Annotated in this window: 6 protein-coding genes and 1 tRNA gene; 2 read left to right on the top strand and 5 right to left on the bottom strand. The window is 69.3% G+C overall.

Features of this window, described 5'->3' with window-relative positions:
- The first annotated feature begins 21 nt into the window (after window positions 1-21).
- A complete protein-coding gene (locus tag IBX18_RS34905) occupies window positions 22-627 on the top strand; it encodes a TetR/AcrR family transcriptional regulator (protein ID WP_194837734.1) in 606 nt (201 codons plus the stop codon).
- Here the strand turns inward: IBX18_RS34905 and IBX18_RS34900 are convergent.
- From IBX18_RS34900 to IBX18_RS34880, 5 genes are all read right to left on the bottom strand, one after another.
- Window positions 624-1,265, bottom strand: coding sequence for a LysE family translocator (locus IBX18_RS34900; RefSeq protein ID WP_194837733.1), 642 nt, complete (start codon window positions 1,263-1,265; stop codon window positions 624-626). The two genes, IBX18_RS34905 and IBX18_RS34900, sit on opposite strands and share 4 nt — an antisense overlap.
- Before the next feature lie 184 nt (window positions 1,266-1,449).
- Entirely contained in the window at window positions 1,450-1,983 is a 534-nt protein-coding gene (locus IBX18_RS34895; RefSeq protein WP_194837732.1) for an N-acetyltransferase, read from the bottom strand.
- A 46-nt stretch (window positions 1,984-2,029) separates the two neighbouring features.
- Window positions 2,030-2,566 (bottom strand): GNAT family N-acetyltransferase, encoded by a 537-nt coding sequence (locus IBX18_RS34890; RefSeq protein WP_228541461.1) that lies wholly within the window; start codon window positions 2,564-2,566, stop codon window positions 2,030-2,032.
- 153 nt (window positions 2,567-2,719) lie between these two features.
- Window positions 2,720-2,983, bottom strand: coding sequence for an SDR family oxidoreductase (locus tag IBX18_RS34885; RefSeq protein WP_194837731.1), 264 nt, complete (start codon window positions 2,981-2,983; stop codon window positions 2,720-2,722).
- A 457-nt stretch (window positions 2,984-3,440) separates the two neighbouring features.
- Window positions 3,441-3,522 (bottom strand) — tRNA-Leu (locus IBX18_RS34880).
- Between the two features lie 387 nt (window positions 3,523-3,909).
- Between IBX18_RS34880 and IBX18_RS34875 the strand changes: the two genes are divergently transcribed.
- The gene (locus IBX18_RS34875) at window positions 3,910-13,308 is read left to right on the top strand and encodes a type I polyketide synthase (RefSeq protein ID WP_194837730.1); all 9,399 of its coding nucleotides are present in this window, start codon (window positions 3,910-3,912) and stop codon (window positions 13,306-13,308) included.
- Window position 13,309: the final 1 nt, after the last annotated feature.

Genomic DNA, 13,309 nt, shown 5'->3' with positions numbered 1-13,309 from the left:
CGAGTAGCAGTGAGCGGTGCGATGGTGACGGACAACGCGCACGCCCTGCGGCGCGCCGAGCTGTTGGACGGCGTCCTCGACGTCGCGGCGACCCGGGGAATGGAAGCGGTGAGCGTGCGTGAGGTCGCCGCACAAGTCGGGGTGTCCCCAGCGAAGGTGCAGTACTACTTCCGCACCAAGGACGAAATGCTGATCGCCGCATTCAGACACGTCGAACAACTCCTCGACGACCGCGCGGCGCAGGTGAGCTCCGAGCACGGCGTGGCAGCGGCACTGCGGGCGGTCATGGTGGATTGGCTTCCGGTCGACGCGGCACGGGCGCGGTTGGTGAAGGTATGGATCGCGTTCCTCGCACGCGCCGTCGTCACCGACGAACTCGCCGCGATCGAGTCCGCCTATCAGCAGCGCACCCAGGCGCAACTGATCGAGGCCATCGAATCCGGTATCGAATCCGGCGAATACGCGGCCGAGGTCGATCCCGCACTCGAGGCGCGACTACTGGCCGCACTGGTCGAGGGGTTATCGGTGCGCATGCTGACCGACCCGGTCGGCCTGCCCGCCGATACCGCTATCGCGACCCTCGACGCGCACCTGGCCGTCCGCCCCCGGCGAGGCCGGTCTACCTAGGCCGCAACCGGGCGGGTGCGGTCGGTGGCCAGCAGGACCGCGACGGCGCCCAGCAGTGTGCCGGTGACCCAGCGTTGTGCCCGCAGCCACAGCGGTCGGCCGGACAGGAACGATGCGAGGCTGGCGGCACCGAGCACAATCAGGCCGTTGACGATCAGCGCGATACTGATCTGCACTGAGCCGAGCAGCAGACTCTGCAGCCAAATGCGCCCGTGTTCGGGGGTCACGAACTGCGGGATCAGCGCCATGTAGATGATCGCGATCTTCGGATTGAGCAGGTTGGTGACCAGCCCCATCGTGAAGAGTTTCCGCGTGGAGTCGGCGGGCAGACTGGACGGCTCGAACACCGAGAGGCCGCCGCGCAACGTCTTCCATGCCAAGTACGCCAGATACGCTGCGCCGGCCAGCTTCAGGGCCAAGTACAACCCGGGCACCACCGCGAAGATCGCGGTAAGCCCGACGGTGGCGGCCACGAGATACACCATGAACCCGATCGCCACACCCGACAACGAAACCAGGCCCGCGCGCCGTCCCTGCGATACGGTCCGCGAGACCAGATACACCATGTTCGGCCCTGGCGTAAGCACCATGCCCAGCTCGATCGCGGCCACGCCCAGCACCGCCGTAGTTTCGATCACGCCTCATCCTCGGTGACACCCGTAGCGGCTGTCGACCGCCACTTCCGACGCACTGGACTGCTAGCCGTCGACGCCGGGCCAATGGGGGGCGCGGTGGACGGCCCGCAGCTGCAACTGTTCCGGATCATGCGCGCAGCGGGATCATGGTGCATCTGGTCGGTGTGCATTGTGCCGGTCGACTTGATCAAAGCCTGGGCTTCGCCATGTGGACCGCACCTCTGATGTGGTTGGGCGGGAGGGGGTCCGGTGTGGGGAGGAGTTGGTAGCCCGCGTTCTGATACATGCGGATGTTGCGTTCGCTGCGTGCGCCGGTGAACAGGATGAATTGCTCGACGTGTGGGGGAGCGAGACTTTCGATCAGGCGCAGCAGGCGGGAACCGGCTCCTCGGCCGGCCAGGTCGGGAGCGACCATGAGCCGGCCGACGTGCCAGTCGCTGCCTTCGACCTGGCCGCGCACCGCGGCGACCAGACGCTCGCGTTCCCGCACGACCAGAGTCGTCGATGTGGTGGCCCATGCCAGTACCTCGTCGTGGGTTTCGTGCAGTGGGGGGAGGTCGAGCATGTTGTTGAGCGCTGCTTCCGGGACCCAGCAGCATCGTTGCAAGACAACGAGTTCGGCGAGATCGTCTGCGGTGAACAGGGACAGTGTGGAGTCAGGGAGCACGTCCGAGAGGGCGTCGCGGGGTAGTTCTATCTGCTTCGGTGACTGTGTGGCCATGAGCGGTTCCTGATCGGTGGTGCGGATGGACAATGCGGCGCGCGAGTCAGCGCATCGGCTTGTGGAAGATGAGGAAGTCGCACGGGGTGGCGAGCAGCGGCACCAGGTGCGGGTAGCTCTCCTCCAGCTCACCCTTACGTTCGAGGGCGTACCCGAGCCGCAGATACCAGCCGCGCAAGAACTCCTTCACCGGATGCGCCCAGCTGCGGGGCACCAGTAGCTCCAGCTGCACCGTCCGTGCGCCCTGATCGACACAGTGGCGTTCGGCGAAATCGACCAGGGCACTGCCGATTCCGGTGCCGCGCTGTTCGGGCGCGCACACCAGCATGCCGAATTCGCCTATGCCATCGGCCAATTGCTGAATGCGGACGGCGCCAACGATTCGGCTGTCGTCATCGCGCGACACGGCGAGATGACCGTCGGTGATCAACCCGGCCAGCTCGGATGTCGTTGTGCGGCTGGCACCGTCACGCCACATACCCGCTTCGGCGACCTCGTACACCCGATTCACCAGGTCGGTAAGCTCCGCGAGCAGCGCGGTATCGCCAGCCGCCTCCGTCGGCACCATCTCGATGGACACCATCGCTACTCCTATCTCGCATCGTGACGTTTCTCGCGTCCGCTCCCGCGCCCATGATCACATGGCGGCGCCGCCGCCCGTGACTTGTAGTTCGCCGCCCCGAGCTGGCGTCTCGTTAGATATCGCGGGGCCGGCCGTGGAAAGCGGCACTTCCTCCTACCAGGCCCGATCGCCGCACACGACCGCGTCGGCACCGCCGTCGATGAAGATGATTTGGCCGGTGACGTGGGTGTTCTCTGAACAGGTGAGCCACGACAACAGTGGTGCGATCTGCTGGGGACTGGCATGACCGTTCAGTGGCATCGGAACGCTGCCATCGATCTGGGCCCGGCCTTCGGGGGTGTCGAGCATGGATTGGATGAACGGGGTGACGGTCGTGCCGGGTGCGATCGCGTTGAGAGCTATGCCGGCGCGGCCCATGGCTGCGGATGTGGGAGCAGACCTGCCATCGGTGCTGGCAGCGATGACCGTGCCGTGGTCGCGCGGGGCGGATCAGCAAGCGCTGGAGTCATCGGCCGCTACTTCCAGGCGAATGCTGGGCTGGCACCCTAGCGCGCGAAGGATGTGCTTGTCAGCGATTCGGCGGTCATCGTTTACCGGCGACACACCTTTGGTGTGGGCGACGTCAGCTACTCGGACAATCTGGGCGCGGCGAACTGGACGGTGGATCAGTTCCGGTGGGGGAGTTGGGCAGAACCGGCGCGGATGGTCTGTATCTCCATGTGGAAGCGCCTGTGGGTATCGCGGGGGAGCATCGTACCTGGCCGACGGCCGACATGTTTGCGCTGATAAACGCTGGTAGTTAGCGGTGGTGCCCGGGTGTTCGAGAACCCTCGGGCACCCGACCCGCGGCTGCGTCACGCGTGACGCAAAGTTGTGCGCGAGAGGGGACTTGAACCCCTACGTCCGTGGACACCAGAACCTAAATCTGGCGCGTCTGCCAATTTCGCCACTCGCGCGTGATGGTACGACCGTGCAAACTCTACCGGGCTTGACCGACTTCGCGAAGCTCCGGGCGGGCGTGGCGTACTGGTCAGTAACCCTACCAGGGATTATAACGATTAGATAACTGTCAACATGAGGAGAGCTCATGTTTCGTACGGGTTAGTAACCCGATAGACCAGCGTGTTCAAACATGAGGAAGGGTCATGTTTGACTTCATTCTGGTACGGATGTGCACGAATACTCGGCGGTATGCCCCGTAGCCGCCGAGCAAACGTGAGGATTTCCTCATGATTTTGGCTATCCTCGCCCGTATCAGGCCCCAACGCTGAGGAACACCTGCGCACCGGAGGGAGCGGCGTGTCTCGCAGGGCGCGTCGCCAGGAAAAGGAAGTCGAATCGTCTTGACGATCAACGAGAGCACCGAGACCGGTACCGGACAGAGCGCGAAGGTTGGAGCCACCCACGGGGGTGGGGACCGCTCGCCGCTGTTGGATCGGCTGCTGAGCGGGACGCCCTACGCGCTCGCCTTCGGGGGACAGGGCGCCCAGTGGCTCGATGAACTGGAAGAGATCGGACGCGACAGCGCGCTGGAGCCCGAATTGACCGCATTGGTCAACGAGGCGGAAGCGATGCTGGAACCCGTTGCGGCACAGCTGCTGGTGGTCCGTCCGGTCGGTTTCGATCCGATCGGGTGGATGCTGGAGGACGAACTGGTCGACACCGACCAGGGCGAGGTCTCCGCGGCCCCGTCGCCGCAGATTTTGCGATCGGCCGCCGTGTCGATGCCCGGCGTGCTGCTCTCTCAGGTGGCGGCCATGCGCGCGCTGCGCCTGCAGGGACTGGATCCGACCGAGCAGGCGCCGGTGGCGATTGTGGGCCACTCGCAGGGCCGCCTCGCGGCGACTGCGGTCGAGGCCGGCGGCAGGCGCGATGCCGAGCTGCTGGCCATCGCGCAATTGATCGGCGCCGCAGCCGGTTTGGTGGCGCGCCGCCGCGGGCTGATGCCGGTGGGTGAGCGCTCGCCGATGGTCGCGGTGTCCAACGTCGACCCCGAGCAGCTGCGTGACGTCGTGGTGAAGGTGTCCGAGGGCGTCGACCCGGCCGCGGCCGCGGTGGTGTCCATTCGTAACGGACGCAGGCGCGCGGTGCTCTCCGGCACGCCCGCCCAGCTGGAGCGAGTCCGCCAGCGCTGCGCGCAGATTCACGACGAGCAGTCCCGCGAACGCGACGCCAAGGTGCGCGGTGGCGCCATCTTCGCGCCGGTCTTCGAGGACGTGTCCGTCGATGTCGCATTCCACCACCCGGCGCTGGCCGACACGGTGGACCTGGTCACCGGATGGGCCAACCAGTGTGGTCTCGACGCCGCGCTGGCCGGTTCGCTCGCGCAGGAGATTCTGGTCGATCCGATCGACTGGGTCGAGATCGTCGACGGCATGGTTGCCGCTGGCGCGCAATGGATTCTGGATCTGGGCCCCGGCGATCTGCTGTCCAGGCTGACCGGCGGTTCGCTCAAGGGCACCGGCGTCGGCATGGTCGCGGCCGCGACCCGGGCCGGGCAGCGCAGCCTGCTCACCCCGGGTGCCGCGCCGCAGCGGTCCACGCCGTGGACGGCGTACGCGCCCAAGCCGGTTCGGCTGCCGAACGGCCGGATCGTGGTGGAGACCGCGTTCACCCGGCTGACCGGTCGTTCGCCGATTCTGCTGGCCGGTATGACGCCGACCACGGTCGACGCGAAAATCGTTGCGGCAGCGGCGAACGCGGGCCACTGGGCCGAGCTGGCCGGTGGCGGCCAGGTGACCGAGCAGATCTTCGCCGATCGTGTCGCCGAGCTGAAGACGCTGTTGCAGCCGGGCCGCGCGGTCCAGTTCAACTCGCTGTTCCTCGACCCCTACCTGTGGAAGTTGCAGCTCGGCGGCAAGCGACTGGTGCAGAAGGCCCGCACCGCGGGCGCCCCGTTCGACGGAGTCATTGTCACGGCGGGCATTCCGGAGCTCGAGGAATCCGTCGCACTCATCAACGAACTCACCGAGGTCGGCATCTCGCATGTCGCGTTCAAGCCGGGCACCGTCGCGCAGATCCGCGCGGTGCTGCGAATCGCCACCGAGGTGCCGGACTACCCGGTGATCATGCACATCGAGGGCGGCAAGGCCGGGGGGCATCACTCCTGGGAAGACCTGGACGACCTGCTGCTGGAGACCTACGCCGAGCTGCGCAACCACGAGAACGTGGTCGTCTGCGTCGGCGGCGGCATCGGAACCCCTGAGCGCGCAACGGAATACCTGACCGGCGAGTGGGCCACCGCGCATGGCTACCCGGTGATGCCGCTGGACGGCGTGCTGGTCGGCACGGCCGCCATGGCGACGCTGGAGGCCACCACCGCGGCCGAGGTCAAGCAGCTGCTGGTGGACACCCCCGGCACCCCCGACTGGGTCGGCGCGGGCACCGCGTCCGGCGGAATGGCCTCGGGCCGTAGCCAATTGGGCGCCGACATCCACGAGATCGACAACGCCGCTTCGCGCACCGGCCGCCTGCTCGACGAGGTCGCCGGTGACGCCGAGGCCGTCGCCGCGCGGCGCGCGGAGATCATCGAGGCGCTGAACGCCACGGCCAAGCCGTATTTCGGTGACGTCGCGACGATGACCTACCTGGACTGGCTGGAGCGCTACATCGAGCTCGCGGTCGGCCTGGACCGCCGCAAGGACTTCGACTGCGGCAGCGACATCGGCGATGCGATCACCGACGCTACCCGCTCGGTCTGGCTCGACATCACCTGGCGCGACCGTTTCGCGGAAATGATGCGCCGCACCGAATCTCGGCTGCACCTGGCCGACCGCGGCGAGATCCCGACGCTGTTCGCCTCGGACGAGGAGTTCGAGAACCCGGTCAACGCGCTCTGCACGCTGAAGGCGCAGTACCCGGCCGCCGAGCAGACGCTGCTGCACCCGGCCGACGTCCCGTTCTTCGTGACCCTGTGCAAGACCCCGGGCAAGCCGGTGAACTTCGTGCCGGTCGTGGACGGCGATGTGCGCCGCTGGTGGCGGTCGGATTCGCTGTGGCAGGCCCATGATCCGCGCTACTCGGCCGACCAGGTCTGCGTCATCCCCGGCACCGTCTCCGTCGCGGGCATCACCCGGGTCGACGAGCCCGTCGGCGAACTGCTCGACCGTTTCGAGCAGGACACCGCGTACTCGCTGGTGCGTGCGGGCGTCGTGCCGGTCGCGATCGACGCGCGCCGAGTGGCGGGCGTGACCACCGGCCCGATCGACACGGTGCTCGCCGCGCCGGACATCGAATGGTCCGGCCGCACCACCGTCAACCCGGTACACCGGCTCGGCGACGTGTCCGACTGGACGGTGGACGGCAAGGGCGCCGTGCACCCGTCCAGCGGTGCCACGCTCACCGAGACCACCGGCCCGGACGCCGACAACTCCTACGTCGAGCTGACCGTTCCGCTGTTGGGCAGCAACGTCGTTCGCATTCGCATCACCGTGCCGACCACCACCTACAACGGTGGCGCTCCGGTGGTGACCGAGGCCGACGCGCACGACGCCATGACCGCGATGCTCGCCGTCGCCGCCGGGCAGGCGCTGCCCGAGGTGAAGGGCAAGGTCGCCCACCTGAACATCGCCTGGTCGCCGGACCTTGTGGCCGACCACGCCGGCGTGACCGGCTCGGGTCTGCCCGCGGCGCTGAGCACGCTCGGCCGCACCGTCCCCGACGTGTTGGTCGGCGCCTGCTGGCCCGCCGTGTTCGCCGTGCTCGGTGCGGCGCGGGCCGCCGACGGTGCGAGCGTCATCGAGGGCATGCTCGACCTGGTCCACCTGGACCACCAGATCGAGCTGGCGGGCGAACTGCCCACCAGCCCGAGCGTTCTCGCGGTGCGGGCGGAGGCGGGCGAGACGCTCGACACCGACCTCGGCCGCGTCGTCGAGGTGCGGGTGCGCATCGCGGGCATGCTGGACCGTCCCGAAACCGGGCTGTCCATGCCGACCGTCGCCACCCTCACCGAACGGTTCGCCATCCGCGGCCGCAACGGCGCGGGCGAGCTCACCGATCCGCCGCGCGCGGCGGGCACGGTGTCCGACGCCGCCATCGACACCCCGCGGCGCCGCCGTCGCGACGTCACGATCGTCGCGCCGCGCACCATGCACGCGTTCGCCGCCGTCTCCGGCGACCACAACCCGATCCACACCAGCGATTCCGCCGCGAAGCTGGCCGGTCTCGGCAGCCCGATCGTGCACGGCATGTGGCTCTCGGCCGCGGCCCAGCACGCGGTCTCGGCGATCGAACCGGAAAGCGCGATTCCGGCCCGGACCGTGACGGCATGGACCACCCGTTTCCTCGGCATGGTTCGCCCCGGCGCGGAGATCGACGTGCGCGTCGAGCGGATCGCGGTGGACGCGGGCAGCGAGATCGTCGAGGTGTCCTGCCGGACCGCAGGCGATCTGGTGCTGACCGCGACCGGACGGACCGCGGCGCCCAGGACGGTCTACGCGTTCCCGGGCCAGGGCATTCAGCGCAAGGGCATGGGCCTGGACGCGCGCACCCGTTCCAAGGCCGCCAAGGTGATCTGGGACCGCGCCGACAAGCACACCCGCGATGCGCTCGGCTTCTCCATCCTCGCGGTGGTCCGAGACAACCCGACCTATCTCAAGGCGCGCGGTGTCGAACACCGGCACCCCGACGGCGTGCTGCACCTGACCCAGTTCACCCAGGTCGCGATGGCCGTGCTCGGCGTCGCCCAGGTGGCCGAGCTGCGCGAGGCCGGTGCGTTCGTCGAGGGCGCAATGCTGGCCGGGCACTCGGTCGGTGAGTACAACGCGCTCGCCGCGGTCGCCGGGGTGCTGCCGTTGGAGGCGGTGCTCGAGGTCGTGTTCCAGCGCGGCTCCGCGATGCACGAGCTGGTGCCGCGGGATGCGCAGGGCCGCAGCGACTACCGGATGGCCGCCATCCGTCCCTCGCAGATCGGCCTGCCCGACGACGAGGTGATCGACTTCGTCACCGGGATCGGCACGCAGACCGGAGAGTTCCTCGAGGTCGTCAACCTGAACCTGCGCGGCTCGCAGTACGCCATCGCGGGCACGGTCGCCGGGCTGGAGGCCTTGGAGACCGAGATCGACCGGCGCCGTGCGGAATTCGGCGGCAAGCGGGCGTTCATCCTGGTGCCCGGCATCGACGTGCCGTTCCACTCCACGGTGCTGCGCAAGGGTGTGCCGGAGTTCCGGCACAAGCTCGAGCAGCTGCTGCCCGCCGACCTGCACCCGGAAATCCTGGTCGGCCGCTACATCCCGAACCTGGTGCCACGCCCGTTCTCGCTGGAACGCGAATTCATCCAGGAGATCGCGGATCTGGTGCCGTCCGAGCCGCTGGCCGCGGTGCTCGCCGACTTCGACAGCTGGGCGGCGCGCCCGGTCGAGTTGTGCCGCGTGGTGCTCGTCGAGCTGCTGGCCTGGCAGTTCGCCAGCCCCGTGCGCTGGATCGAGACCCAGGACCTGCTCTTCACCGACACCGCGCTGAGCTCACCCACCCCGCCGACTTCGTCGGCTGCCGTCCCCAAGCGCGGCCTCGGCGTGGAGCGTTTCGTCGAAATCGGTTTGGGCGCAACGCCGACGGTGGCGAACCTGGCCAGCCAGACGCTGAAGTTGCCCGCGTTCAGCGGCGCGACGGTCGAGGTGCTCAACATCGAGCGCGAGGCGGGCATCGTCTACTCGACCGACACCGATCCCGCCCCCGTCGACGAGCCCATCGAGGAATCCGTCGAAACCGCCTCGGCCACCACGGCTGCCGCACCGGTCGCGGCCGCCGCGCCGGTGGCCAGCTCCGGTGGACCGCGCCCGGACGACATCGCGTTCACCGCGGCCGACGCCACCCGCGTGCTCATCGCGCTGTGGACCAAGCTGCGACTGGACCAGATCGGCCCGGTCGACACCATCGAGGGCCTGTGCGACGGCGTCTCCTCCCGCCGCAACCAGCTGCTGGTCGACCTCGGCACGGAGCTCTCGCTCGGCGCCATCGACGGTGCCGCCGACGCGGACATGGGTGCGCTCTCGGTCACCGTCGAGCGACTCGCCCGGACCTACAAGCCCTTCGGCTCGGTGCTGTCCGACTCGATCGGTGACCACCTGCGCAAGGTGTTCGGTCCGTCCGGCAAGCGCCCGGCCGCGATCGGCGAGCGCGTGAAGAAGGTCTGGGAGCTCGGCGACGGCTGGGCCAGCCATGTCACCGCCGAGGTCTCCCTCGGCACCAGGGAAGGCGCCAGCGTCCGCGGTGGCGACCTCGGCGGGCTGGTCAACGGCTCGCTGGGCGACGCCGCCTCGGTCGACGCGGCCATCGACGCCGCCGTGCAGGCGGTCGCCGCCCGCCGCGGTGTCGCGGTCTCGTTGCCCTCCACCGGTGGTGGCGGCGGCGCGACCGTCGACGCGGCCGCCCTCGGCGAATTCACCGAGCAGATCACCGGCCGCGACGGCGTGCTCGCGACCGCCGCCCGGGTGGTGCTCGAACAGCTCGGCCTGACCGAGCAGGTGTCCGCGCCGGAGGCGACCGACACCACGCTGGTCGACCTGGTCTCGGCCGAATTGGGTTCGGACTGGCCGCGTTTGGTCGCGCCCGCGTTCGACGCCCGCAAGGCTGTGCTGCTCGACGACCGCTGGGCCACGGCCCGTGAGGATCTGGCCAAGCTGTGGCTCGGCGACGACGCCGAGTCCGCGCAGCTGCCGGTCGACGGCTACCTCGGCGCGGGTGAAGCCGTTGCAGCGCAGGCGAACTGGTGGCGCGAACGGGCCAAGCACGAGGCCCGCTCGGTGCTCGCCGGCGTGTACGAGCGCATCGCCACGGCGGCGCTGACCGCCGACGATCGCGGGATCTGGTCTGCGGACATCGCGGTGATCACCGGCGCCAGCAAGGGTTCCATCGCGGCGGCGGTCACCGGGCGGCTGCTCGGCGGCGGCGCGACCGTGGTGGTCACCACGTCGGGCCTCAACGACGATCGCCTGAGCTTCTACCGGAAGCTGTACCGGGACAACGCCCGCCACGGTGCCGCCCTCTGGGTGGTGCCCGCGAACATGGCCTCCTACCAGGACATCGACGCGCTGATCGAGTGGGTCGGCACCGAACAGGTCGACAACGCCGGTGGCGCGAAGATCAAGACCAAGGACGCGATGACGCCGACCATGCTGCTGCCGTTCGCGGCGCCGCGGGTGGCCGGTGACCTCGCCGACGCGGGTGCCCGCGCGGAGATGGAAATGCGCGTGCTGCTCTGGTCGGTGGAACGGCTGATCGGTGGCCTGTCCACCCTCGGCGCCGACCACGACGTGGACGCGAAACTGCATGTGGTGCTGCCGGGTTCGCCCAACCGCGGCCTCTTCGGCGGCGACGGCGCGTACGGCGAGTCGAAGGCCGCGCTCGACGCGGTGGTGGCCAAGTGGCGCGCCGAGAAGTCGTGGTCGACCCGGGTCACCCTGGTGCACGCGATGATCGGCTGGGTGCGCGGCACCGGGCTGATGGGCCACAACGACCCGATGGTCGAGGCCGTGGAGCAGGCGGGCGTGCAGACCTGGTCCACCGCCGAGATGGCCGACGAGCTGCTCAAGTGGTGCACCTCGCGCGCTCGCCAGGTGACCCTGGCCGGGCCGCAGCAGATCGACCTGACCGGCGGACTCGCCAAGGCCAAGCTCGATCTGCCCGCACTGGCCAAGCAGGCCGCGGAGCAGGCCGCCGAGGAGACCGTGGAAGCCGATGCGGCAGCCACGATTTCGGCACTGCCCGCGCCGCCGACCATGTCCTCGGTGCTGCCGGTGCCCGAATGGGGCTCGGTCACCACCGATCTCGCCGACATGGTGGTGATCGTCGGAGCGGGCGAGCTCGGCCCGTACGGCTCGGCGCGCACCCGGTTCGAGATGGAGGTCGAGGATCAGCTCTCGGCCGCGGGCGTGCTCGAACTCGCCTGGACCACCGGCCTGGTCACCTGGGAGAACGACCCCAAGCCCGGCTGGTACGACGCCGAATCCGGTGACTACGTCCCCGAATCCGAGATCGCCGACAAGTACCACGACGTGGTCGTCGCCCGCTGCGGCGTGCGCCGCTACGGCGACGACGGCGCCATGATCGACAACAGCGCGCCGCTGATGACCTCGGTGTTCCTGGATCAGGACCTGACGTTCACGGTCGGCGGCGAGGCCGAGGCCCGCGCCTTCCACGAGGCCGACCCCGAGCACACGGTCATCGCCCCGGTGCCGGATGCCGCCGACTGGACGGTGACGCGCAAGGCGGGCACCGAGATTCGGGTGCCGCGCCGGGCCAAGCTGTCGCGCACCGTCGGCGGCCAGATCCCCACCGGCTGGGATCCGACCATCTGGGGCATCTCCGCGGAGATGGCGAACTCGGTTGACCGCGTTGCGCTCTGGAACGTCGTCTGCACGGTGGACGCGTTCGTCAGCTCCGGCTTCAGTCCGGCCGAGCTGATGAGCTGGGTGCACCCGAGCCTGGTCGCCAACACCCAGGGCACCGGCATGGGCGGCATGTCCTCGATGCGCTCGCTCTACGTCGACAACCTGCTCGGCGAGTCGCGGCCCAACGACATCCTGCAGGAGGCGCTGCCGAACGTGGCCCTCGCGCACGTGGTGCAGTCCTACGTCGGCAGCTACGGCGCCATGGTGCACCCGGTGGCGGCGTGCGCCACCGCCGCGGTGTCGGTGGAAGAGGGCGTCGACAAGATCCGTCTCGGCAAGGCCGAGCTGGTCGTGGCAGGCGGATTCGACGATCTGGGCATCGAGGGCATCGTCGGCTTCGGTGACATGTCGGCCACCGCGGACTCGGCGGCCATGAGCGCCAAGGGCATCAGCGACCGGTACTTCTCCCGCGCCAACGACCGCCGTCGCGGCGGGTTCGTGGAGTCGCAGGGTGGCGGCACCGTGCTGCTGGCCCGCGGTGACGTGGCGGTGGAGATGGGTCTGCCGGTGCTCGGTGTGGTCGCCTTCGCGCAGTCCTTCGCCGACGGCGTGCACACCTCCATCCCGGCGCCCGGTCTCGGCGCGCTCGGTGCGGGGCGTGGCGGGCGCGAGTCCCGGTTCGCCGCCGAGCTGCGCAAGCTCGGGGTCGGGCCGGACGACATCGCGGTGGTGTCCAAGCACGACACCTCCACCGCGGCCAACGATCCGAACGAGTCCGAGCTGCACACCCGGCTGGCCACCGCCATCGGGCGCTCCGCGGGCGCACCGCTGTTCGTCATCTCGCAGAAGAGCCTGACCGGGCACGCCAAGGGCGGCGCGGCCGCGTTCCAGCTGATCGGCCTGTGCCAGGTGCTGGAAACCGGTGTGGTGCCGCCGAACCGGAGCCTGGACTGTGTCGACGAGAAGATGCAGGCGTACCCGCACCTGGTGTGGGCGCGCGAGCCGCTGCGCTTCGGCGAGCGGTTCCCGCTCAAGGCAGGCCTGCTGACCTCGCTCGGCTTCGGGCACGTCAACGGTCTGCTCGCGGTGGTGCATCCGGAGGCGTTCATCCAGGCGATCGACCCGCAGCGGCGCGAGGCCTACCAGCGGCAGGCGCAGCAGCGTCAGCTCGCCGGGCGGCAGCGGTTCACCGAGGCCATGTGCGGCGGCGCTCCGCTGTACGAGCGTCCGGCGGACCGTCGCATGGGTGGTGACGGCACGCCTGCCAAGCAGTCGCGGCAGCTGGAGGCGGATGTGTTGCTGTCCACCGAGGCTCGCCTCAACGCGGACGGCGCCTACCGGGCCGACGGGTTCGGCTGCGGCACCGGCCACACTGCGGCCGGTTCGGGCACGGACCGCCAGAGCAGGTCGTAGG

The organism is Nocardia sp. XZ_19_369 (genome assembly GCF_015355715.1).
GTDB lineage: Bacteria > Actinomycetota > Actinomycetes > Mycobacteriales > Mycobacteriaceae > Nocardia.
Note: the sequence above shows the minus strand (reverse complement) of the source record. Positions and strands in the feature narration are given on the sequence as shown.

Bases quoted from the DNA above. Each gene is read 5' to 3' on its own strand.
- IBX18_RS34895 (WP_194837732.1), bottom strand. From the start codon at position 1,983: ATGGCCACACAGTCACCGAAGCAGATAGAACTACCCCGCGACGCCCTC.
- IBX18_RS34905 (WP_194837734.1), top strand. From the start codon at position 22: ATGGTGACGGACAACGCGCACGCCCTGCGGCGCGCCGAGCTGTTGGAC.
- IBX18_RS34885 (WP_194837731.1), bottom strand. From the start codon at position 2,983: ATGGGCCGCGCCGGCATAGCTCTCAACGCGATCGCACCCGGCACGACC.
- IBX18_RS34890 (WP_228541461.1), bottom strand. From the start codon at position 2,566: ATGGTGTCCATCGAGATGGTGCCGACGGAGGCGGCTGGCGATACCGCG.